The following is a 22,823-nucleotide window of genomic DNA, read 5'->3' as shown; positions in this document are numbered from 1 at the left end:
GGAGCGGGATGCGCTATCGGGTAAAGATTTGCGGGATTACGACGCCCGAACAGGCGGTGGCCGCGGCGCGTGCCGGGGCCGACGCGATCGGCCTGGTGTTCCATCCGCCCAGCCGCCGTTGTGTCGAGCCCGGCCAGGCGGCGGAGATCGCGGCGGCGCTGCCCCCGTTCGTGACGACGGTCGGGCTGTTCGTGGACCCGGAGCCGGTGCGCGCCGAGCAGGTCCTGGCCCGTGTGCGCCTGGACTGCCTGCAGTTTCACGGTCAGGAATCGGCAGCGGAATGTTCGCGTTTCGGGTACCCCTATCTCAAGGCGGTTTCGATGAGCGAGGCGGGTGATCCGCGGCCGGTGATGGACGCCCACCCCCAGGCGCAGGGCTTTCTGCTGGACAGCCACGGCGCCGGGCGCAGCGGCGGGTCCGGCCACCGGTTCGACTGGGGCGCGGTGCCCGAGGGGCTGGACCGGCCCTGGCTGCTGGCCGGGGGACTGGACGAGGATTCGATACGCGAGGCGCTGGGACACCTGCGCCCGTACGGGGTCGACGTAAGCTCCGGGGTGGAATCGGCCCCGGGGATCAAGGATGCACGGCGCATGGAGGCCTTCGTGAAGGCCGTGCGCCAATGCGAGGTGAACGAATGAGCAAGATCGACTGGGCGGCGTTCCCGGATGCCCGCGGACATTTCGGCCCCTATGGCGGACGCTTTGTCTCCGAGACGCTGATGGGCGCGCTGGACGAACTGCAAAAGGCGTACGAGCAGTACATGGGCGATGCCGATTTCATGGCGGAGCTGGACCATGACCTGCAGCAGTTCGTCGGTCGCCCCAATCCGCTGTATCACGCCGAGCGCCTGTCCAGGGAACTGGGCGGGGCTCAGGTGTACTTCAAGCGTGAAGACCTGAACCACACCGGCGCGCACAAGGTGAACAACACGATCGGCCAGGCCCTGCTGGCCAAGCGCCTGGGCAAGACCCGGATCATCGCGGAGACCGGCGCCGGCCAGCACGGCGTGGCGACCGCGACCGTGGCCGCTCGCCTGGGACTGGAGTGCGTGATCTACATGGGCGAGGAGGACACGCGCCGCCAGACTCCGAACGTCTTCCGCATGCGTCTGCTGGGCGCCGAGGTCGTGGCGGTGAAATCCGGCACACGCACGCTGAAGGATGCCCTGAACGAGGCCATGCGCGACTGGGTCACCAACGTCGACGACACCTTCTACATCATCGGTACCGTCGCGGGTCCGCATCCGTATCCGGCCATGGTGCGGGACTTCCAGGCCGTGATTGGCCGCGAGGCGCGGGCGCAGCACCTGGAGATGACCGGCAAGCTGCCGGATACGCTGGTGGCCTGCGTCGGCGGGGGTTCCAATGCCATCGGCCTGTTCCATCCGTTCCTGGATGACGAGTCCGTGGAAATGATCGGCGTCGAGGCCGCGGGGGCCGGGATCGAGTCGGGCCGGCATTCGGCACCGCTTTGTGCCGGGCAGCCGGGCGTGCTGCATGGCAATCGCACCTACCTGATGGAAGACGAACACGGGCAGATCGTCGGGACCCACTCGGTCTCCGCCGGGCTCGACTATCCGGGGGTGGGGCCGGAACACGCCTGGCTGAAGGACACCGGCCGTGCGCGTTATGTCGCCGTGACCGACGACCAGGCGCTGGAGGGCTTTCATCGGCTGACCCGTACCGAGGGCATCATTCCGGCACTCGAGACCTCCCACGCCATCGCGCATGTCCTGGAGCTGGCCCCGACCATGCGTCCGGACCAGAGCATTGTGGTCAACCTGTCCGGTCGGGGTGACAAGGACCTCAACACCGTGGCGGAACGCGAAGGAATCACGCTATGACCCGTATCGAGCAACGTTTTGCCAGGCTGCGAACGGAGAACCGCGCCGCCCTGGTGCCCTATGTGACCGCGGGTGACCCGGAGCCGGCCGCCACCGTGCCGCTGATGCATGCGCTGGTGAAGGCGGGTGCGGACCTGATCGAGCTGGGGGTCCCGTTCTCCGATCCGATGGCGGATGGGCCGGTGATCCAGAAGGCCTGCGAACGGGCGCTGCGCTACGGCACGAGCCTGCGGGATGTGCTGGACATGGTGGCCGAGTTCCGCAAGACCGACACCGAGACGCCGGTCGTACTGATGGGCTATCTGAACCCGGTCGAGCGGATGGGCTACGAGACCTTCGCCGAAAAGGCCCGCGAGGCGGGACTGGACGGCCTGCTGACGGTGGATCTGCCGCCCGAGGAATGCGACGAAGTCGCGGGGCTGCTGGAGAACGCGCAGATCGCGCCGATCTTCCTGGTGGCGCCCACGACCTCCGACGAGCGCATCGCCCATGTGGCGCGCGCGGCGCGGGGGTTCATCTACTACGTGTCGCTCAAGGGCGTGACCGGTTCGCAGACCCTGGACACGTCGGTGATCGCCGAGCGGCTTGAGGCCATTCGGCGTCATACGGATCTGCCGCTGGGTGTGGGTTTTGGTATCCGCGACGCCGAAACGGCCGGGCGGGTCGCGCGCGTGGCCGATGCCGTGGTGGTGGGCAGCGCCATCGTGCGTCTCGCCGAGGAATTCGACGGCGACCCGGCCGGATTTGCCCATGCTGCGTCCGAGGTCGTGGCGGGGATGCGCGTGGAAATGGACCGCGTGCGCGCGTCCGGCGTCGAGGCGTCGGTGTAGTAGAATGCGGCGCTCGCAGGACTGAGGGATTGAGGATGAGCTGGTTCGAAAGACTGATGCCTTCGCGCATCCGCACCGACAGCAGCAACAAGCGGGGCGTGCCCGAGGGGCTGTGGGTGCGCTGCGAGGGCTGCGACGCCACGCTGTATCGCCCCGAGGTGGAACGCAATCTCGATGTCTGCCCGAAATGCGGGCATCACCGCCGGATGAGTGCGCGGCGGCGACTGGAGACCTTCCTCGACGAGGAGGGGCGCGAGGAAATCGCTGCCCAGATCGAATCTTCCGATGTCCTGAAGTTCCGCGACTCCAAGAAATACAAGGACCGTCTGGTCGCCGCGCAGAAGTCGACCGGCGAACGCGATGCGCTGGTCGTCATGCAGGGCCAGCTGATTGGCCGTCCGCTGGTCGCCTCCGCCTTTGATTTCCGCTTCATGGGCGGGTCCATGGGCTCGGCCGTGGGCGAGCGTTTTGTCCGTGGCGCCAACCGTGCGCTGGAGCAGCGTATCGCGCTGGTGTGCTTCAGCGCATCCGGCGGGGCGCGGATGCAGGAGGCGTTGTTCTCGCTGCTGCAGATGTCCAAGACCAGCGCGGTGCTGGCGCGGATGCGCGAGGAGCGTATCCCGTTCGTCTCGGTGATGACCGACCCGACCATGGGCGGCGTTTCGGCCAGCCTGGCGATGCTGGGCGACATCAACGTGGCGGAGCCCAACGCCCTGATTGGTTTCGCCGGCCCGCGCGTGATCCAGCAGACCGTGCGCGAGACGCTGCCGGAGGGGTTCCAGCGGTCCGAGTTCCTGCTCGAGCACGGTGCGGTCGACATGATCATCGAACGCGGCGAGATGCGCCGTCGTCTGGCCTCCGTGCTGGGCATGCTGACCCACGGGCCGGCCCCCGCCCCCGAGGCGCCTCCGGTCGAGGAAGGAGAGCCGGAGGTGGAAGTGATTCGGGCGGAGGACACCGGCGAATCGGCGGACGCCCCGCGCTCTACCTGATTCCGTCCGTGCGCTACGCCACACTGGCTGAATGGCTGGCCTTCCAGGAGCGATTGCACCCGGTGGGGATGGACCTCACCCTGGAGCGGATCGCCCTGGTCGCCGACCGGCTGGGGCTGCGCGGGCCGGGGACGCCCCGTACCGTCATTGTCGCCGGCACCAACGGCAAGGGCACGGTCACCACGCGTACGGCGGCGCTGTTGCAGGCGCAGGGTCTGAAGGTCGGACTGTTCACCTCTCCCCATTTGCTCCAGTACAACGAACGCATTCGCCTGAACGGCACGCCGGCGGCGGACGCGGACCTGTGCCGGGCATTCGAGGCGATCGACCGGGCCCGGGGTGACGATTCGCTGACCTATTTCGAGTTCGCGGCCCTGGCGGCGGCCTGGCTCTTCCGCGAGGCCCAGGTCGAGGTTCAGGTGCTGGAGGTCGGGCTCGGGGGGCGGCTGGATGCCGTGAACATCTGGGACGCGGATGTGGCGGCGATTACCGCGGTGGATCTCGATCACCAGGCCTGGCTCGGCGATTCGCGCGAGGTGATCGGCCGCGAGAAGGCCGGCATCATGCGCGCGGGCCGCCCCGTGGTGCTCGGGGAGCTGTCGCCTCCGCAGAGCGTGCTGGACCAGGCTCGAGCGCTTGGTTGCCGTACTGTCCGCCTGGGATGCGATTTTGACCTGCTGGTCGAACAGCAACGGCTGGTGTGGCGCTGGAATGGCGCTCAGGTCGAGTGGAATGTCCCGCTGGCGCGCGGGCTGAGTGGTGCGGCGCTGGCGAATACCGCCACCGCGCTGGCGGTGGTCGAGTCGCTTGGCATGGGCCCCGGGTTGAGTGCAGCCACGATGGAGCGGGCCCTGAAGGTGCGCCCACCGGGCCGTCTGCAGCGCCTGAGTGGCCCGCCCGAATGGCTGCTGGATGTGGCGCACAACGCCCAGGCGGTCGCCGAACTCGCCCGCTGGCTGCGCGCGAATCCGTCGACAGGGCCGACCGTTGCGCTGGTGGCGGTGATGGCCGACAAGGATCGCAGCGCGATGTGGGGCGAACTGAACGGGCTGGTCGATATCTGGATCCCCGTACCGCTCGATCTCCCGCGGGCGCTTCCTGCCTCCGATCTGGCCGTGGAGCTGGAACAGGCGGGTCAGTCCGGGGTCCGTCCGGCTGGCGATATCCAGCAGGCCTTGAAACAGGCCGCCGAATTGGCAGGTTCACAGGGTCGTTGCGTCGTATTCGGCTCGTTTCACACGGTGGCTGCGGTCCTTGAACAGGCACCGGAGCTGGCTGCGGAGGCCTTGCTAGAGGCCCTTCCGGGCTCAGCGGTAGCGGAAGGCGTGTGACATGGCGAGGCTGAAGCGGATCATTCGCCTTGCCCGGGCGGGCGCGTGCGGCGTAAGGTCGCTGGGAAGACCCGACGCACGGGACCCCAATGCGAACATGGCATGACCACCGATAATCCCATTCGCTTTCGCCTCACAGGCGCGGTGATCCTGATCGTGATCGCCGTGATCTTTCTCCCGTGGCTGTTTGATGGCGCGGGCTACGAACACATGAGTGGTATCGATGACCCGGTCCCCGATGCCCCTACCTTCGCCGCACCCGATATCGCGCTTCCTTCCGAACGCGAGGCAACGCCTCCGCGACCCGAGCGTGAGGGAGCAGGGGAGAGCCGAATTGCTGACCTGCATGCGCTGGAGAACCGCGAGGAGGGTCGCGAGACCGCAGCTGACATGGACAACGGGCCGACCCCCGAGCCAGTGGAAACCGCTCCGGAGTCCAGGGCGATCGAGGCCGGCTGGGCGGTCCAGGTGGGAAGCTATCGGGACGGAGACAATGCGCGCGAGGAGGAGGGGCGCTTGCGCGAGGCCGGCTTGCCGGCGTTCATCGACGAGTCGGAGGCTGAAGGGCGCAGCATCTATCGAGTCAAGGTTGGACCGGTGGCGCAGCGCGACGAGGCGCAGGAACTGGGGGAGCAGCTAAAAGAGGAATTCGACATTACCGGCATTGTGGTGACCTTCCCGTGAGCATCCGGGACTGTGGAGAGGCAGGCAAGCGCCTGCGAATCGCGATTCGCTGCGGTACACTACGCAGCCTTTTCGCACCCGAAGTCCGCCGCGCGTGAACTGGATCGACCTGGTCATTGTTGCCCTGATCGTCGTATCGGGGCTTATCAGTCTGTTTCGCGGCTTCGTGCGCGAGTCGTTCTCGCTCGCCACGTGGATCGTGGGCATCTGGCTTGGGATTCGACATGCGGCGGAAGTCGCCGAAGTCCTGCCGCAGGCGCTGTCGGATGCCACTTTGCGCCTGGGTGTGGGGTTCGCGCTGATCTTCATCGGGGTCCTCATTGTGGGCGGCATTCTCGGAGTGCTGGCCAACCGTCTCGTACGCGGGAGTGGCCTGACCGGTACCGACCGCTCGCTCGGCGTAATCTTTGGTCTGCTGCGCGGGGTGGTACTGGTCGCCGTGCTGGTATTCGCTGCCTCCCTGACCTTGATGCCCGAGGAAGGCTGGTGGGAGAACAGCCGCCTGATCCCCGAGTTCGAGCGCCTGGTCGACTGGATGATCGCGCAATTGCCGGAGGGCTGGCAGGAGCAGATCGGTGAGCTGCTGGCCGACGATCCCGTCGAACCGCCTCCGGATGACCCCGCCGATGATTCGCCGGCACCGCAACCCGAACCCCCCGCTGAAGATCTCTAGTCGATCGCCTTGATGGAGCCCTGAGCCGTATGTGTGGAGTAGTCGGAATCGTCGGGCGCGGCCCGGTGAATCAGCCGCTTTATGATGCCTTGCTGGTGTTGCAGCACCGTGGGCAGGATGCCGCCGGGATCGTGACCTGCGACGACGAGGGTCGGTTGCACCTGCGCAAGGACAACGGCCTGGTGCGGGATGTATTCAACGACCAGCACATGCAGGGGCTGATCGGCAACATGGGCATTGGTCATGTGCGCTATCCGACCGCCGGGAGCTCCAGTTCTGCCGAGGCCCAGCCGTTCTACGTGAACTCCCCGTTCGGTATTACGCTGGGACATAACGGCAACCTGACCAATGCCCGCGAACTGAAACAGGCCCTGTTTGCGACCGATCGTCGGCATATCAACACGGATTCCGACTCCGAGATCCTGCTGAACGTCTTCGCGCAGGAATTGCTGCGCTTTCTGGACAACGGACTCACCGCCGACTCGGTGTTCAATGCGGTGGAGCGGGTACACGAACGTGCCAAGGGTGCGTATGCCGTGGTCGCGATGATCGCGGGGCGCGGACTGCTGGCCTTTCGCGACCCGAACGGGATCCGCCCGATCGTCTATGGCTCGCGTGAAGCCGAGGAAGGCGGGCGCGAGTGGATGGTCGCCTCCGAGAGCGCTGCGCTGGAGTCCCAGGGCTTCGATCTGGAACGCGACCTGGCGCCCGGCGAGGCGTTGTTCATTACGCCCGAGGGGGAGGTCTCGACACGCGTCTGCGCCGAGGACACCCAGCTCAACCCCTGCATCTTCGAGCACGTGTATTTTGCCCGCCCCGATTCGGTGATCGACAACGTGTTTGTGCATCGCGCGCGGATGCGCATGGGCACTGCGCTGGGCGAGAAGATCCGCCGCGACTGGCCGGATCACGACATCGACGTGATCGTGCCGATCCCCGACACCGGGCGCACGGTAGCGCTGGAGATGGCGCACGAGCTGAACATCAAGTACCGCGAGGGGTTCATCAAGAACCGCTACATCGGCCGTACGTTCATCATGCCGGGCCAGACCAAGCGGCGAAAATCCGTGCGCCAGAAGCTGAACGCGATCTCGCTGGAGTTTCGCGGAAAGAACGTGATGCTGGTCGACGACTCGATCGTGCGTGGCACCACCTCGCGCGAGATTGTGATGATGGCGCGCGAGGCGGGGGCCAGGAAGGTCTACTTTGCGTCAGCCGCCCCCCCGGTGCGATTCCCGAATGTCTACGGCATTGACATGCCCGCGGCGCATGAACTCATCGCCCATGGCAGAGACGAACAGGAAGTATGCGAGGCAATTGCCGCCGACCGCCTGATCTACCAGGACCTGGAAGACCTGCAAAAGGCCGTGCGGCGGGGCAACCGGAACATCGAGACCTTCGACTGTTCCGTGTTTACTGGCGAGTACGTGACCGGACTGCCCCCTGATTACCTCGAACACCTGGCCTCGCTGCGGGGCGAGGGCCTCGTGAACACGCCGGTGGCGGGCGAGGTGCTGGATCTGGCCAACAAGAAGTGACGAGAGAGTAGTGACATTGCCGAGTCTGCAGTGGATCGAGCCGGTCGTCGCGGCGGCACGGAAACAGGCGGGAAGCGGCGAGGGCTTTCCGGTGGTGGTCGTGCGTGTGGACCAGCAGCGCCTGTACGTCTGGGATGATGGCAAGGTGACCGATGTCTTCGATGTCTCGACCTCGGAACGGGGCATCGGCAACCAGGATGGCACCTACAAGACGCCGCTGGGGCTGCATCGCATCGCCGAACGGTTTGGCGATGGCGTGGCGCCGGGGACCGTCTTCCGCGCGCGGGCGAATACCGGCGAGATCGCCGAGATCCTCACCGGGGAGGCGGAGCGTAGCCGCCGCGACAACATTACCTCGCGGATCCTCTGGCTGGAGGGCCTGGAGCCCGGCCTGAATCGTGGAGGCAATATCGATTCCCACCAGCGTTACATCTACATCCACGGCACCGATGAAGAGGGGCGGATCGGGCAGCCCGCTTCCGAGGGTTGCGTGCGTATGCGTAACGCCGAGGTCATCGAACTGTTCCCGCGTTTGCCGACCGGGACCCTTGTGGTCATCCTGAGCGGCCCGGATTACGAGACCGGCCGTATTCTCCCCGTATAGCGCGAGTCGACTCCCGTCATCTCGGGCGGCCCATACGGTCCGCCACCTCCGCAGTTTCAGAACGGTCTAATTTTCGAACCCTTTTCAGGGGAACTCCGTCAACGTTTCGCGGTTCCTACCATAACCTGCGTTTGGCGTGCGTGAATTCCGCCCAATCGCCTGATATAATCAGGGAATTATTCCTGACAAAGGTTGTCAGGTAAGAAGGGAATTATTCCTGACCTTTATTGTCAGGAAAGATGAACGGATTCGATTCTGTGAATGGATGTCGACCTCGACACGCACGATCACGGTTTCTCGGAGGAATCAAGACATGAAACTCTCAACCAAGGGCCGCTACGCGGTGACCGCCATGATGGATCTCGCGATCCATGATCGGGTGGGACCGGTGACCCTGGCCGACATCTCGCAGTGCCAGGGCATCTCGTTGTCCTATCTGGAACAACTGTTTGCAAAACTGCGCAAGGCCGACCTGGTGGAAGGCGTGCGGGGTCCCGGCGGCGGTTACCGCCTGGCCAAGCGTGCCGACCAGATCAGTATTGCCAACATCATTACGGCAGTTGACGAGTCGGTGGACGTGACCCGCTGCAAGGGCCACAAGGACTGCCAGGAGGGCGAACGCTGCCTGACGCACGAGCTGTGGGATGACCTGAGTCAGCAGCTGTACGACTTCCTCGACGGCATTACGCTGGCGCAGTTTGCCAACCGTCCGGAAGTGCAGAAGGTCGCCCGTCGTCAGGACGAGCGACGCGGCGCGCGGCACCACTTCATCTTCCGTAACGACGCGGCCTGATAGCGGCCGAACGTCCCAGCGGCCCGGGGCTCCCGGTGCCGCTGCGCAACGCCTGAAGGCCCGACCGGATACTGAATCCGGCCGGGCCTTTTTTGTTAGTTCGTCCGCGGCAAGGGCGGGTCGGCGTCTGGCTTGCGAAGGTCGGATGCAGCCAGGCGGCGCAGGGCCGTCAGGTGTTCGGCCCGGTCGTCGTCCCGGACGGGAGCGAATCGGGCCTGGTTGTAGCGTTCGGCGAAGGTGTCGACGATGGGGGCGAGGTCGGGCCGTGCGGCCTTGACCCGCCGGGTCCAGGTGACGACGGGTTCGTGCGCTTGCCGGCCAAGCCCCGCGTGCTGTCGTTCGATACGGCGGGAGAGGCGCACTAGCAGTCGATCGGCTACATCGCGGGGGCGGCGAGGACGGCGCCAAACGCTCCAGGCCACGGCCGCGACCGCCAGCAGGCCAAAGCCGACACCCAGTGCCGTGACGATGTGGCGCCAGTCCGTTGCGTCGAGCCCGAAACGGGCGAAGAGTTCACGCTGGCGCTCGGGATCGAATGCCAGCACCCAGCTCTCCCAGCGGAACCGGGCGAAGTCGCGCCAGTCTTCCAGGCCGAACCGGAGTTGCTGCATCCAGCCCAGCCCGTCGCGGCGCAGGAAATCGGGCACCGATTCGCCCTCGCCACCGGTCAGGCCGCCGATGCCGGCCTCGATACGCTCCGGCGCAATCGCCGCAGTGGGATCGACACGAATCCAGCCCTCGCCATCCAGCCAGACCTCGTTCCAGGCGTGTGCGTCGGCATTGCGCAGGCGCAGGTATTCGCCCCGCTGCATCCATTCACCTCCCTGGTAGCCAGTGACGACGCGGGTCGGGATCCCCGCCGAGCGCATCAGCACGGCGAACGCGGAGGCATAGTGCTCGCAGTACCCGGCCTGAGTCTCGAACAGGAACTCGTCGGTGGCATCCCCCTCGAGGGTCGGGGGCTGGAGCGTATAGCGGTAGGGGGCAGCGGCGAAGCGATCAAGGGCGGCCTGGATGATCGCGCGATCATCGTCACCATGCGTGGCCCGCCAGAGGGCGACCTCGGCACGGGCCCGGGGAGCCGCACTGGGCGGTAGCTCGAGGGCCTGTTCACGGGCGGTGCGGCTCAGGGCGTCGTCACTGCCCGGGGGGTGGGCGAGATCGGCCTCAGCCTCGTACTGGATGCGGTTCACGATGCGTCGATCGCGCACGACCTGGTGATTGTCGCGGTACTCGGCGTTGTCCGGCAGCGAAACCGGATAGTCGAGCACCGGGAGGTAACGCACACGGGTGGGCTCCAGCGTCGCGGTGTAGGCCACTACCTCGTCCGGGTCGCCGGGCTCGGGCAGCTCGATACTGGACTCTCCGCCCTCGGCCTGCCAGCGGCGGCCGTCAAAATCGGTCATCACCAACGCGCGCCAGTACTGGGCCCGAGATGGAGGCACGGGGCCGTGGAACTGGACGCGCATCGCGGTGGTTTGGTCCTGCAGCAGCTCCGCGATGTCGCCGGGATTCAGCTCGCCGGAGAGGGCCGTGGTGGCCACTTCGTCACGCTGCGGGTCGCCCCACAGTGGTCCCTGTACGCGCGGGAAGGCGACGAACAGGATCAGCATGAACGGGAGGGCGTGGACGATCATCCAGCCGGACTGCCTTGCCAGGTGCCGCCGCTGGAGGGTACGCCCGGCATGCACCTGGATCAGAGCGGCGGTGAGCAGCCAGGCCGACAGCAGGGACCATGCGGCGATCAGCAGCGACTGATCGAAGAAATAGGTGGTGACAACTACGAAGTAGCCGAGGAAAAGCCCAATCACGATATCCCGCCGGTTGCGGGTCTCGAGCAGTTTGAGGGCCATCATGACCAGCAGCAGCGCGGTGCCTGCCTCCTGCCCGAACAGGGTCCCGTACTGCAGAAAGGTCAGCCCCCCCGCGAACGCGGCCAGAAGGGCCATCACGCCAAGGGAAGGGGGATTGCGGTCACGCAGATGGAGCCAGGTGCGCAGCAGGACGGCGGCCGCCACGAGCAGCGTCACCCACGGTGGCTGGTGCCAGGCATGCGGCAGCGCGGCCACCGGCAGGGCCAGCAGGGCGAGTTCCAGGCCCCGTAATTCCGGTGAGTGGGTCCGGCCCGCGCGGTTCACTTCTTCGTTCCCGTGGTTGATTCCTTGATTGGCAAGGGGATCGGCTCGAAGCGGAATTCGGCGAGGGCGCGCAGGCCCCGTTCCCTTTGTGCCGGGCCCTGCCCGGGCGGGAGCGTCTGGTCGGGCAGGCGCAGCCCCCATGCGCGGCCCTCGGCCTCGGCGGCCAGGATCTGATGGCAGAGCATGGAAAGGCGAGTCTCGGTGTCGCTGGCCGGCATTGCGGACCAGTCGATCCAGAGCGTGTCACGGCCTCCCGCGACCGTCTCGCGGATGTGCAGCTTCCCGGTGCGCGCCAGGGCCTTCCAAAGGATCCGGCCGGGCGGGTCCCCGGGCCGGTACGGGCGGATGTGATCGGGGGTGGAGGCATCCTGACGCCGCTGGGCGTCGGCCTCGTCCCCGGGCCCTGCATGGGCGGCGCCCGGGTCGACGGGCTGTGGATACACAAGGATCTCGGTGTTCAGGCCAAGCCAGGTCCAGGCACTCAGGATGCCGAGCGGGTATCGGGTATCCAGCCGCTGGCGGGGCAGGTGGTAGATTCCGCGGCCGAGTGCCGGAAGGGTCAGGCTGGCCGTTTGTTGTCCGCGGGCGGGGACCGCAACCGGTTCGCTCGTGTATCCGCCGATACGCAGGTGCAGGGCCTCGCGGTCGCGGCCCCGCGTATCCGCCAGGCGCAGCGAAATCGTCAGCGGCTGGCCCGCGAACGTCGGCGTTGCGGGCAACGCCGAAACCTTGAGCCCGAGCAGGTTGCGATGGGTATACCAGATGGCGTTATGGCCGATCCCGACCAGGAGAAAGGTCAGCAGGAACGCCATGTTGTTGGAGTAGTTGATCGCCCCCAGCAGCATCACGCCGAGGATCGCCAGCAGGGTGTAACCGGCCCGGGTCGGCAGGATGTAGATGCGGTCGCGACCGAGCGTGACCTCCGAGCCGTCGTCGCGGTGGCGTCGCGTGACCCAGCGGATCACGCCTTCCCGCAGGCGATGCCCGTGCGATCGGAAGCGCTTGTGCAGGGCTAACGAACCGGCACGCATTCCAGCAGCCGTTCCACCGTGCGTGCGGGGGTGTCCGGCTCGCGGGCTCGGACCCGATGGCCGGCCACGGCCGGCAGGACGTCCGCCAGGTCGTCCGGGGTCACGTAGTCACGCCCGTCCAGGAAGGCGTACGCGCGCGCGGCGCGCAGCAGGCCGAGGCCGGCGCGTGGCGAAAGCCCGTGGACAAAGCGTGCCCGGTCGCGGCTTGTCTGGATCAGGTCCTGCAGATAGTCCAGTACTACTGGTTCGGCGTGGACCTGGGCGATTCGGGATTGCCAGCCCTGAAGGTCTTCGGGTGTCACGATCGCGTCCGGGGCGGGATGAGCGACGGGTGCTGGCGCGGCGCCACCGCGTTCGAGCAGTGCGCGCTCGGCGCGGGCATCGGGATAGCCCAGCTCGATGCGCATCAGAAAGCGGTCCATTTGCGATTCCGGCAGGGGATGCGTACCGACCTGCTCTTCGGGGTTCTGCGTGGCGATCACGAAAAACGGTTCGGGCAGCGGGCGGGTTGCGCCCTCCACACTGGCCTGGCGTTCCTCCATCGCCTCGAGCAGGGCGCTCTGGGTCTTGGGTGGCGCACGATTGATCTCGTCGGCCAGGAGCACCTGGGTAAAGATTGGTCCGGGGTGAAAGCGGAATTCGCCGGAACCCTGCGCGAATACCGAAACGCCTAGGACATCGCCGGGCAGGAGATCGCTGGTGAACTGCACGCGGCGGTAGTCGAGGTTCATTGCCGCGGCCAGTGCGTGCGCGAGGGTTGTCTTGCCAACGCCCGGCTGATCCTCGATCAGCAGGTGGCCATTGGCCAGCAGGCAGGTCAGCGCCAGCCGGACCCGATCCGGTTTGCCCAGCAGGATGTCGTTCAGTGCGCTTTCGACCTGGTGGAGAGCTTCGTTGGCCGCGGGCATTGGGCTCCTCGTGGTGGATGGTGTCGGGTGAAAAAGAGGCAGACCGATCAGCGTGATGCGTGGGAGATATTTAAGCCCCGCTTCGCGTGCCGGGTGAGTTTGCGGCTACCATGGCCGCAATTGCCCCACGAGCGACAGTATGGACAAGCCGGCCGCCGATTCGGGCCAGACGTTTCGCTATGATGCCACAGCCTCGCCGGATGCCCGCCTGCATCTGACGGGTCGGCTGGACGTGCATGCAGTGGAGCGGGTCTGGTCGCCTCTGCGCCGCCGCGCCCGTGAGCTGGCCGAGGGTACGCAGGCTGCGGTGACGCTGGATGTCGGTGACCTCGAGTATTGCGATGGTGCCGGGGCGGCGTTACTCCATGCCCTGGAGCGCGACATCGAGCGAGCGGGGCGCAAGGTGGAGCTGGTGGGTGTCCAGGGCCTGGTGGAGGAGCAGCTGACCCCGTACCGAGAGCTGGAAACCGTAGAGCCGGCGCGTCACGAGACTCGTGGGGGACTGCTGGCCCAGTCGCTCGAGGCCGTGTCGCGCGTTGGGCAGGCGGCCTATTCGCAGTTCGGGTTCATTGGCGAACTGACGCGGGCCCTGGGTTCGGCGCTGTTGCATCCCCGACAGGTTCGGTGGGGCGATACCTTCCGGGTCGCCGAGGCGGCTGGCTTCCAGGCGCTGCCCATCGTGTCCCTGATTGCCTTCCTCCTGGGCGTGATCCTGGCGTTCCAGTCCGCGATCGCGATGCGCCAGTTCGGCGGCGAGATATTTGTCGCCAATCTGGTGGCCGTGTCGCTGTTCCGCGAGCTGGGGCCGTTGATGATGGCAATACTGCTGGCCGGGCGCTCCGGGGCCGCGTTCGCCGCCGAGATCGGCACGATGAAGGTGAACGAGGAGGTCAACGCCCTCAAGACCATGGGGCTCGACCCGGTGCGTTTCCTCGTCCTGCCCAAGGTGCTGGCCGGCATTGTCGTTGCGCCGCTGCTGGCCCTGTACGCGAACATGATTGGCCTGCTGGGGGCTGCGGTGGTGATGCAGGGGTTCGGGATCCCCTGGACTGCGTTCTTTAACCAGGTGACGGTGGCGCTCAGCCTGTCCGATCTCTTTTCAGGGTTGTTCAAGGCCGTGATCTTCGGCCTGCTGATCGCGGGCGTAGGGTGCCTGCGGGGGTTGCAGACGGCGAGCGGTGCGGCCGCCGTTGGTGTCTCGACCACCAGCGCCGTGGTCACATCGCTCGTCCTGATCGTGGTGTTCGACGGCCTGTTTGCCGTCCTCTTCTACCACATGGGGGTGTGACGGGTGACAGGCGTGGAGCCGGTGATCAAGGTACGGGACCTCACCCTGGGGTTCGGTGACATGGTGCTGATGCGGGAGATCAACTTTGATGTCCGGCGAGGCGAGATCTTCGTGATTCTGGGGGGCTCGGGGAGCGGCAAGAGTACACTGCTCAAACACATGATCGGGCTCTACGCGCCGATCGAGGGCAACATCTGGATTGCCGGGGCGGACATCACGGCTGCCGAGGGCAAGGCGCGGGAGGCGATCCTCCGGCGGGTGGGCGTGATGTACCAGATGGGGGCCTTGTTCGGGTCCATGACGCTGCTCGAGAACGTGAGATTGCCGCTGGAGGTCCATACGGACCTGCCGCGCGAGGCCATGGACGAGATCGCCAGGGCGCGCTTGCAGCTGGTGGGGCTGGGCGAGTTCGTGGAGTTCATGCCCTCGGAGATCAGTGGCGGCATGCAGAAACGCGCGGCGATCGCACGTGCGATGGTGCTGGATCCGGAAGTACTGTTTCTGGACGAGCCCTCGGCCGGGCTCGACCCGATCACCTCGGCGGGACTCGACCGGCTGATCCTGCGCCTGGCGCGCAGCCTGGACATGACGATCGTGATTGTCAGCCACGAACTGGCCAGTATTTTTGCGATTGCCGACCGGGTGATTATGCTCGACAAGGAGAGCAAGGGCATCGTTGCCGAAGGGAACCCGGCGACTCTGCGTGACACATCCGATCACCCGTGGGTGCAGCGTTTCCTCCAGCGGGCCGATCCGGCCGACTCCGAAGAGAGATCTACATGAGTGCCCGACAACATTTCCGCCTGGGGCTGTTCATCGTCGGTGGCCTGGTGGCGCTGGTGGTTGCGCTGATGATCCTGACTGCGGGCAATCTCTTCCGCGCATCGATCCCCATCGAAACCTACATTGACGCGTCCGTCCAGGGGCTGGAGGTTGGCGCACCCGTGAAGTTCCGAGGGGTAACGATCGGCGAGGTTACGCACCTTGGCTTTACCTCGGTGGAGTACGAGAGGGACGTCGATCCGCGCGAACGCAAGCGCTACGTCATGGTCCAGGCGCGCCTCTGGCCAGACCGCTTTGCCGCTGGGGCGCGCGAGCAGGAGTTCGAACCGGAGATCCTGAAGAACCTGGTGGAGGCCGGCCTGCGTGTGCGTATCGCGGCACAGGGCATCACCGGCATGAACTATCTGGAGGCCGACTTCTCCGACCCCGAGGAACACCCGCCGCTGGAGCATGACTGGCAGCCGCGCTCGCTCTACATCCCGTCGGCCCCGAGTATCGCGGTGCAGTTCATGGAGTATGCGGAAAACCTGCTCAAGCGGATCGACGGGCTGGACATAGAGGCGATCGTCGACAATTTGAACACCTTGCTGGTGACCGTGGATGACACCGTTTCGGCGCTTGATACCGAGGGGTTCAACCGGCGGACAGACGAGCTCATCTCGGAACTGGAACAGACGATGCGGACCGCGGATCGGGTGATGCAGTCCGTGGAGGCGCTCGTAGAACATCCCGATACCCAGGCCCTTCCAACCGAAACCCGCCAGGCGATACGGGAGCTTCGCCGTACGGCCGAGGCGGCCGATGTCGAAGGACTGATCGAGCGCATGGACTCGATGGTCGCACGGCTCGATCGGGGCATGGATGTCAGCGAGTCGAAACTGCTGGAGACGCTGGACGAGCTGCAAGGGGCCATCTCGGGTCTGCGCAGTCTGTCGGATGATGTACGGCGCAACCCGGGGGGCGCGCTGTTCGGCGCCCCGCCACCCCGCAGTCGCATGGACGAGGAATGAGCATGAACTGGTGGAAAGGCCCATCCCTGATTCTGGCAATCCTGTTACTGGGCGGCTGCACGTTGCTGCCGGAGCGCGAGCCGGTGGAGCGCGCCTGGTACCTGCTGGAGCTGCCGGACGAGCCCGCCGCACGCACGGCGGAAGAGCCCGTGGCGGTCGAACTGGGTTCGGTGCGGGTTGCCCCGGCCTACGCCGGCAATGGCCTGGTGTACCGGCTGGGCAACCACCAGTACGAGTCGGACTACTACAACGAATGGTTCCTGAAGCCGTCGGAACAGGTGGAGCAGCTGCTGCGCGAGCGCTGGACGCGAAGCGGGGCCGCGCTGGAACTCGTGGACAACGCGTCCGCGGTGCGCGAGCAGGGTCGCCCCGCCGTGCGCGTGCATGTACTGATCACCGCCCTGTATGGGGATCTGGAAGCGGTGACGGGGATTGAGTCCAACGGCCCGGGTGCGTCCGGGGTCGGGCACATGGGCCTGCGCGCGCAGCTGACTCAGGGCGAGCGCAGCCGCCTGGTGCATCTGGAATCGGACCAGGCCCTGGAGCGGCGCTCCGCGTCCCAGCTGGTGGCGGCGCTGTCCCGTGCCACGGCCGAGGTGCTGGCCGATCTGGAAGACGCGATTCTGGAAGATGCGGAGGCCATGCGTGATGACTGATGTCTTCGACTTTGCAGTACCGGCGGCGGATGGCAGCGAACAGCCTCTGGGCACGTATCGCGGAGATGTCCTGCTGATCGTCAATGTGGCCAGCGAGTGCGGCTTTACGCCGCAGTACGAAGGGCTGCAGGCGCTCCATGAGCAGTTCGCTGGGCGTGGTTTTCGCGTCCTCGGATTCCCCTGCAACCAGTTTGGGGGGCAGGAACCCGGTGACGCGGAGACCATTCGGGCCTGTGGCGCGCGCTTCGGGGTGGCGTTTCCGGTGTTCGCCAAGATCGAGGTCAACGGCGAGGGGGCGCATCCGCTGTACCAGCACCTCAAGGAGAAAGCCCCCGGTGCGCTGGGTACGCAGGGCATCAAGTGGAACTTCACCAAGTTCCTGGTTGGCCGCGACGGGTCGGTACTCGACCGATTCGCCCCCCGGCGCAAGCCGCAGGACCTGGTCGACGCGATCGAACGCGCGCTCGCCGTACCGCGCCCGGACGATGCCGGCTGAGCTCGAGCGCGAGCCCCGGACTGTGGAACCGGGCGATCGAGGCCCGGTGCCCACAGAACCGGGTGCGCACGCGTACTGGATGGATGCCGCACTCGTACAGGCCGAGCGGGCAGCCGAGGCAGGCGAGGTGCCGGTGGGCGCGGTGCTGGTGGATGCGGAGGGCTATTGTCTCGCTGCCGCCCACAACGCCCCGATCAGCGAGCATGATGCCACTGCACATGCCGAGATCAGGGTTCTGCGCGCGGCGGGAAAACGGTGTTCCAACTATCGACTGACAGGCACCACGCTTTATGTCACGCTCGAGCCGTGTTCGATGTGCGCGGGAGCCATAATCCATGCGCGGGTGGGGCGGCTGGTATTCGCGGCTTCGGACCCGCGCACAGGGGCCGTGGGTGGCGCGATTGACCTGCTGCATCATCCAGCCCATAACCACCGGCCGGAATGCATCGATGGTGTCGCAGCGGAGCGTTCTGCCGCCCTGTTGAAGGATTTCTTTCGTCTCCGTCGAAAGCGTTAGATCTGCGTGATGCCCGGGCGTTGCCCGGCGGCACGTTGGGGCGCAGAATCAGATCAATATGAGAAGGCGTTCACGTTTTGAGTCGATGGCTTGTACGCGAGCGCCGGGATTCTGTGTCCAGCCGCCGGGGTGTACCGATTAGCCAGCCTTCTTCCAATGATGATCGCGGGGATCCGGTCCTGGATTCCGGTCCCGAGAGCGGGCCGACGGGTGATACGGACGAGCGCGAACGCGTCCCGGTGTTCGATGCGGAGGGTCGCGCCGACACGCTGCTCGGCGGACTGATCCTGATAGCCCGGATGCACGGGCTGCGCCTGACCCCGGACTCCGCACGTGCGGGCCTGCCGCTGGATGACGGGCAACTTTGCCCCTCTCTGGTACCGCGGGCGGCACAGCGCGCCGGTCTCACGACGCGTACGGTCACCCGCGATGCGCGCGGCCTGAAGGACGATCTGCTGCCCGCGTTGCTGCTGCTGGACCAGAACGAGGCGTGGGTGCTGGTCGGCTGGAACGACGACAAGAGCGTGGCCAGGGTGATCGACCCCGAGTTGGGTGAGGCGGTCATCGACGTCCCGCTAAAGCGGCTGAAGGAACGCTACGCAGGCCGGGCCATCTATGTGCGGCCCGAGTTCCGCATGGATGCGCGCGCGCCGCGTGTCTCGAAGGAGAGCAAGGGGCACTGGTTCTGGCGGGTCATTCGCGAGAACCGTCCGCTGTATCGCGACGTGCTGATCGCGGCGGTGATGATCAACCTCTTCGCGCTGGCGATGCCACTTTTCGTGCTGAACGTTTACGACCGCGTGGTCCCGAATCACGCGACCGAGACGCTGTTCATGTTTGCGGCGGGTGTGGTCATCGTCCTGATCGCGGATCTGATCCTGCGCACCATGCGCAGCCACTTCGTCGACAAGGCGGCGATGCGCGCGGACGTCAAGCTCTCCTCGCACATCATGGAACGCGTACTCGGGCTCCGTATGGAGAACCGTCCGGCCTCGGTCGGCTCGTTCGCATCCAACATTGGTGCGTTCGAGTCAGTGCGCAGCTTTATATCGTCGGCGACGATCATCGCCTTTGTGGATCTGCCGTTTGCGCTGATGTTCATCGCCATTATCGCGTTGATCGCCTGGCCGCTGGCGATTCCCGTGGCGATCGGCGCGCTGCTGCTCCTGCTCTACGCGACCGCGATCCACCGCAAGCTGCACGCACTCGCGGAAGAGAGCTATCGGGTGGCGGCGCAGCGCAACTCGACCCTGGTCGAGAGCCTGACAGGCGCCGAGACGCTCAAGGCCCTGGGCGCGGAGGGGCGGGTACAGGCGACCTGGGAACGCGCCACGACGCACCTCGCGCGAACCAATGCACAGAATCGCCTGCTGACCGCGAGCGTGACCCACACGGCGATGTGGGCACAGCACACGGTCGGTGTCGCGATCATCGTGCTCGGCGTGTTCCTGCTGATGGAGGGGGAACTCTCCATGGGCGGGCTGATTGCCGCCTACCTGATCTCCTCACGGGCGATGGCGCCCATCAGTCAGACGGCCGGGCTGCTGATGCAGTATCACCAGGCCTCGACCGCGCTCGGCTCGCTGAACGACATCATGGCACTGCCCGTGGAGCGCCCGGCCGATTCGCACTTCCTGAGCCGCGACCGGTTCGAGGGCGCCATCGAATTTCGCAATGTCAGCTTCGCGTATCCCGAATCCGCCACGCCGGCGCTGCAGGGGGTTTCCCTGAAGATCGAGCCGGGCGAACACGTCGCCGTTCTGGGTCGCGTGGGCTCGGGCAAAAGCACGCTGGCCAAACTGATCATGGGCCTTTATCAGCCCAGCTCCGGGGCGGTGCTGGTGGACGGGATCGACGTGCGCCAGCTGGACCCGGCCGAACTGCGGCGGTCACTGGGCTACGTGGGTCAGGAGGTCACGCTGTTTTACGGGAGCCTGCGCGAGAACCTGGTGGCCGCAGATCCGCTGGCCAGCGACGAGGCCATCCGCAAGGCGATTGCGATCTCCGGCATCGAGGATCTGATCAACACTCATCCGGAAGGTGTTGATTTGCAGGTCGGGGAGCGCGGTGGCCGGCTGTCGGGCGGGCAGAAGCAGAGTGTCGGCGTGGCGCGAGCGGTGCTGCACGAGCCCAGCATGCTGCTGATGGACGAGCCGACCAGCTCCATGGATAACTCCACCGAGCAGGGGATGAAGCGCCGGCTGGCGGAGTTCACCCAGGGGCGCACCACCGTGATCGTCACGCATCGGACCTCGCTGCTGGAGCTGGTCGACCGGATCATCGTGCTCGACCAGGGCCGTGTGGTGGCTGACGGACCGAAGGAGCAGGTGATCCAGGCTCTGCGGGAAGGCCGGGTAGGCAAGGCGCAGACATGAGCAAGCGCACGCGCAAGGACGGCGAGGGTTTCGAGGCGCTCGGCCGCGGCATGGACCAGGCCGGGAAGGTGGGCGCCCCGATGGTCGACCGGATCTTTCGCCCCTGGCTGACCCGGGGAGGGGGCGATCATCGCGACTGGGCCTCGGACGCTGACTGGACACAGATTCAGGAACGTCCGATTCGCGCTCGCGCGCTGCTCTACGGGATCCTGATCACGCTGGGCCTGCTGGTTTACTGGGCCTCGGTCGCCGAGATCGACGAGGTGGCCCGGGGCGACGGACGGGTGATTCCTTCGCAGAACCTGCAGGTGCTGCAGTCGATGGATGGCGGTGTCGTGTCCGAGGTCCTGGCGCGCGAGGGGGATATCGTGCAAGAGGGCGATGTGCTGGTGCGCGTCGACCCGACCCGTTTCCTGTCCGATCTCGGCGAGGTACGCGCCAGCGAGTTTGCGTTAAAGGCGCGCCGCGCACGCTTGATGGCCCTGTTGACCGAGACGCCGTTCCTGATCACCCCGGACCTGCAGGAAGGGCCTTCGGCCATCGTGGAGCAGGAACAGGAGCTTTACGAGGAGAGCCTGGAGGAGATGCGCTCGCGGATCCGGATCGCCGAAGAGCAGTTGCGGCAGCGGCGCGAGGAACTGAACGAGGTTCGGGCGCGCCGCAGCCAGGCCATCCGCGCGCTGGACTTGGCCAGTCGCGAACTGGAGGTGACCGAGCCGCTGGTGCAGAGCGGGGCGGTATCCGAAGTGGAGGTGCTGAGACTGCGCCGTGAGGTCTCCAATGCCCGCGGGGATCGCGAACAGGCCACGGCCCAGATCGCCCGGCTGGAGGCCGCGATCGAGGAGGCGGAGGAGAAGATCCGCGAGGTACGACTGAATTTCCGCAACCAGTGGCGTTCCGAGCTGGCGGATACGCTGGGACGGCTGCAGGAGCTGGCCGAGGGCGCCGAGGGACTGGAGGACCGCGTCCGGTTGTCCGAGGTGCGCTCGCCGATGTCCGGGATCGTGCAGCGCATGTTCATTACCACGCGCGGGGGCGTTATTTCGCCCGGGCGCGAGGTGGCCGAGGTCGTCCCGCTGGAGGACGAGCTGCTGATCGAGGCGCGGGTGTCCCCGCGCGACATTGCCTATCTGCGCCCAGGGCTGAGCGCAAAAGTGAAGTTCACCGCCTATGACTTCGCCATCTACGGAGGCCTGGATGCCACCGTGGAACATATCAGCCCCGATACCATCACTGACGACGACGGCAACACCTACTACAAGGTCCGCGTGCGAACCGAGGAGACCGGGTTCGACGAGGAGCATCCAATCATGACCGGGATGGTCGCCCAAGTGGACATTATGACCGGGCGGCGCACCATCCTTCAGTACCTGCTGAAGCCGATCCTCCGCGCGGGCGATCTGGCTTTTACGGAGCGCTGAACGACATGCAGATCTTCATGATGGAACGTGGGTCGCGGCCGTCGCCGCGCTGGACAGAGGCCTTCCCGGATGCCCGGGTGCTGAGTCCGCCGTTTCCGCCAACGCTGCCGGAGGGGACCGAGGCCTGCTGGATCGGTACGGACTTGGCCGACTGGGAGGAGTACGTCAAACAAAGGACGCTGGTGCATCGGGTGGTCGTGCACTCGCGCCACCCGTACGACGAAGAGGGCATCCGAGCCTTCGACGCGGGGGCCCACGGGTACTGCCATACGCTGGCCAACGTGGCCCAGTTGCGCACGATTGCCGCGACCGTAACGGGTGGCGGGCTGTGGGTCGGCCCAGACCTGATGACCCGCATGATTCGTACGGTTCGCAGCGCGCAGCCCCGCGACCCGGAAACACCCCCGGAGGGTTTCGAGGATCTCACCCCGCGCGAGCGCCAAGTGGCGCTCTCCGTTACGACGGGCGCGAACAACAAGGAGATCGCGCGCCAGCTCGGCATGACCGAGCGCACAGTCAAGATGCACTTGGGCTCGATCTTCAAGAAGCTCAACGTGGACGACCGCGTGCAGCTGGTCCTTCACCTGACTCGCTTGCGCGAGTCCCAGCCGACCGTCTGATCAGCGTCTCCCCAGGCGCGTAACTCCCCTCCAGCGGCGGTGATGCGATTCGCTGCGCTCATCGCATCCTACGTGACGCTACCCCCCCCTCGTTTGATGAGGGGCGTAGATACCGTCTTGCCCTATGAGGTGCAAGGCGTGTCATTTCGGGGTTGATACGGGGTTTGCGACTTGAGGACGCCGAAGGCGATGTGCAGGAGCTTGCGCATGGCTGCCCCGATGGCAGCCATCTTGGCCTTGCCCCGCCTCAGGAGACGGTGGTACTGGTGCCGTACGTCCGGGTTGTGGCGGG

Annotated in this window: 22 protein-coding genes and 1 pseudogene; 19 read left to right on the top strand and 4 right to left on the bottom strand. The window is 66.2% G+C overall.

The window, feature by feature from the left end; all coding sequences use genetic code 11:
- The first annotated feature begins 8 nt into the window (after positions 1–8).
- The 10 genes from C995_RS0104920 (at position 9) to iscR (ending at position 9,288) form a co-directional block, all read left to right on the top strand.
- Positions 9–638, top strand: a complete 630-nt coding sequence (locus C995_RS0104920; RefSeq protein ID WP_018863880.1) for a phosphoribosylanthranilate isomerase — start codon at positions 9–11, stop codon at positions 636–638.
- Positions 635–1,843, top strand: a complete 1,209-nt coding sequence (gene trpB / locus C995_RS0104915) for a tryptophan synthase subunit beta (RefSeq protein ID WP_018863879.1) — start codon at positions 635–637, stop codon at positions 1,841–1,843. The genes C995_RS0104920 and trpB overlap by 4 nt, the downstream gene beginning before the upstream one ends.
- On the top strand, positions 1,840–2,673 hold the full coding sequence (gene trpA, locus C995_RS0104910) for a tryptophan synthase subunit alpha (RefSeq protein ID WP_018863878.1): 834 nt from the start codon (positions 1,840–1,842) through the stop codon (positions 2,671–2,673). Before trpB ends, trpA begins: the two co-directional genes overlap by 4 nt.
- 35 nt (positions 2,674–2,708) lie before the next feature.
- On the top strand, positions 2,709–3,665 hold the full coding sequence (accD, locus tag C995_RS0104905; RefSeq protein WP_018863877.1) for an acetyl-CoA carboxylase, carboxyltransferase subunit beta: 957 nt from the start codon (positions 2,709–2,711) through the stop codon (positions 3,663–3,665).
- Positions 3,666–3,673: 8 nt separating this feature from the next.
- The gene (locus tag C995_RS0104900; protein ID WP_018863876.1) at positions 3,674–4,996 is read left to right on the top strand and encodes a folylpolyglutamate synthase/dihydrofolate synthase family protein; all 1,323 of its coding nucleotides are present in this window, start codon (positions 3,674–3,676) and stop codon (positions 4,994–4,996) included.
- 102 nt (positions 4,997–5,098) lie between these two features.
- Positions 5,099–5,680, top strand: a complete 582-nt coding sequence (locus C995_RS0104895; protein WP_018863875.1) for an SPOR domain-containing protein — start codon at positions 5,099–5,101, stop codon at positions 5,678–5,680.
- Positions 5,681–5,774: 94 nt separating this feature from the next.
- Positions 5,775–6,353: a CvpA family protein gene (locus C995_RS0104890; protein WP_018863874.1), complete on the top strand. Its 579-nt coding sequence runs from the start codon at positions 5,775–5,777 to the stop codon at positions 6,351–6,353.
- Positions 6,354–6,382: 29 nt separating this feature from the next.
- Complete coding sequence (purF, locus tag C995_RS0104885; RefSeq protein WP_019624175.1) at positions 6,383–7,891, top strand: amidophosphoribosyltransferase; 1,509 nt, start codon at positions 6,383–6,385, stop codon at positions 7,889–7,891.
- Positions 7,892–7,901: 10 nt separating this feature from the next.
- On the top strand, positions 7,902–8,495 hold the full coding sequence (locus C995_RS0104880) for a L,D-transpeptidase (protein WP_081618868.1): 594 nt from the start codon (positions 7,902–7,904) through the stop codon (positions 8,493–8,495).
- Between the two features lie 313 nt (positions 8,496–8,808).
- Entirely contained in the window at positions 8,809–9,288 is a 480-nt protein-coding gene (gene iscR, locus C995_RS0104875; protein ID WP_018863871.1) for a Fe-S cluster assembly transcriptional regulator IscR, read from the top strand.
- 95 nt (positions 9,289–9,383) lie between these two features.
- On the opposite strand, the gene C995_RS0104870 is transcribed toward iscR, so the two are convergent.
- Genes C995_RS0104870 through C995_RS0104860 form a run of 3 tightly spaced genes read right to left on the bottom strand, consistent with a single transcriptional unit; the run spans position 9,384 to position 13,365 of the window.
- On the bottom strand, positions 9,384–11,426 hold the full coding sequence (locus C995_RS0104870) for a DUF3488 and transglutaminase-like domain-containing protein (RefSeq protein WP_018863870.1): 2,043 nt from the start codon (positions 11,424–11,426) through the stop codon (positions 9,384–9,386).
- Positions 11,423–12,457, bottom strand: coding sequence for a DUF58 domain-containing protein (locus C995_RS0104865; RefSeq protein WP_018863869.1), 1,035 nt, complete (start codon positions 12,455–12,457; stop codon positions 11,423–11,425). The genes C995_RS0104870 and C995_RS0104865 overlap by 4 nt, the downstream gene beginning before the upstream one ends.
- Positions 12,439–13,365, bottom strand: coding sequence for a MoxR family ATPase (locus tag C995_RS0104860; protein WP_018863868.1), 927 nt, complete (start codon positions 13,363–13,365; stop codon positions 12,439–12,441). The genes C995_RS0104865 and C995_RS0104860 overlap by 19 nt, the downstream gene beginning before the upstream one ends.
- 139 nt (positions 13,366–13,504) lie before the next feature.
- On the opposite strand from C995_RS0104860, the gene C995_RS0104855 reads away from it, so the two are divergent.
- From C995_RS0104855 to C995_RS0104815, 9 genes are all read left to right on the top strand, one after another.
- Positions 13,505–14,653 carry an ABC transporter permease gene (locus tag C995_RS0104855; RefSeq protein ID WP_018863867.1) on the top strand — a complete coding sequence of 383 codons (1,149 nt, stop codon included), beginning with the start codon at positions 13,505–13,507 and terminating at the stop codon, positions 14,651–14,653.
- 3 nt (positions 14,654–14,656) lie between these two features.
- A complete protein-coding gene (locus tag C995_RS0104850) occupies positions 14,657–15,436 on the top strand; it encodes an ABC transporter ATP-binding protein (protein WP_026278951.1) in 780 nt (259 codons plus the stop codon).
- Entirely contained in the window at positions 15,433–16,446 is a 1,014-nt protein-coding gene (locus tag C995_RS0104845) for an MlaD family protein (RefSeq protein WP_018863865.1), read from the top strand. Before C995_RS0104850 ends, C995_RS0104845 begins: the two co-directional genes overlap by 4 nt.
- A 2-nt stretch (positions 16,447–16,448) precedes the next feature.
- On the top strand, positions 16,449–17,102 hold the full coding sequence (locus C995_RS0104840; RefSeq protein WP_018863864.1) for an ABC-type transport auxiliary lipoprotein family protein: 654 nt from the start codon (positions 16,449–16,451) through the stop codon (positions 17,100–17,102).
- Positions 17,095–17,598: a glutathione peroxidase gene (locus tag C995_RS0104835; RefSeq protein WP_018863863.1), complete on the top strand. Its 504-nt coding sequence runs from the start codon at positions 17,095–17,097 to the stop codon at positions 17,596–17,598. Before C995_RS0104840 ends, C995_RS0104835 begins: the two co-directional genes overlap by 8 nt.
- Positions 17,588–18,115 (top strand): tRNA adenosine(34) deaminase TadA, encoded by a 528-nt coding sequence (gene tadA / locus C995_RS0104830; RefSeq protein WP_026278950.1) that lies wholly within the window; start codon positions 17,588–17,590, stop codon positions 18,113–18,115. The genes C995_RS0104835 and tadA overlap by 11 nt, the downstream gene beginning before the upstream one ends.
- Before the next feature lie 239 nt (positions 18,116–18,354).
- The gene (locus tag C995_RS0104825) at positions 18,355–20,490 is read left to right on the top strand and encodes a type I secretion system permease/ATPase (protein WP_019624185.1); all 2,136 of its coding nucleotides are present in this window, start codon (positions 18,355–18,357) and stop codon (positions 20,488–20,490) included.
- Positions 20,487–21,911: an HlyD family type I secretion periplasmic adaptor subunit gene (locus C995_RS0104820; RefSeq protein ID WP_018863860.1), complete on the top strand. Its 1,425-nt coding sequence runs from the start codon at positions 20,487–20,489 to the stop codon at positions 21,909–21,911. Before C995_RS0104825 ends, C995_RS0104820 begins: the two co-directional genes overlap by 4 nt.
- A 5-nt stretch (positions 21,912–21,916) precedes the next feature.
- Entirely contained in the window at positions 21,917–22,531 is a 615-nt protein-coding gene (locus C995_RS0104815; protein WP_018863859.1) for a response regulator transcription factor, read from the top strand.
- 122 nt (positions 22,532–22,653) lie between these two features.
- On the opposite strand, the pseudogene C995_RS14375 reads toward C995_RS0104815, so the two are convergent.
- Positions 22,654–22,823: pseudogene (locus C995_RS14375) on the bottom strand (IS110 family transposase); the annotation flags it as partial.

This window comes from Thioalkalivibrio sp. ARh3, from assembly GCF_000377265.1.
Taxonomy (GTDB): Bacteria; Pseudomonadota; Gammaproteobacteria; order Ectothiorhodospirales; family Ectothiorhodospiraceae; genus Thioalkalivibrio; species Thioalkalivibrio thiocyanoxidans.
Note: the sequence above shows the minus strand (reverse complement) of the source record. Positions and strands in the feature narration are given on the sequence as shown.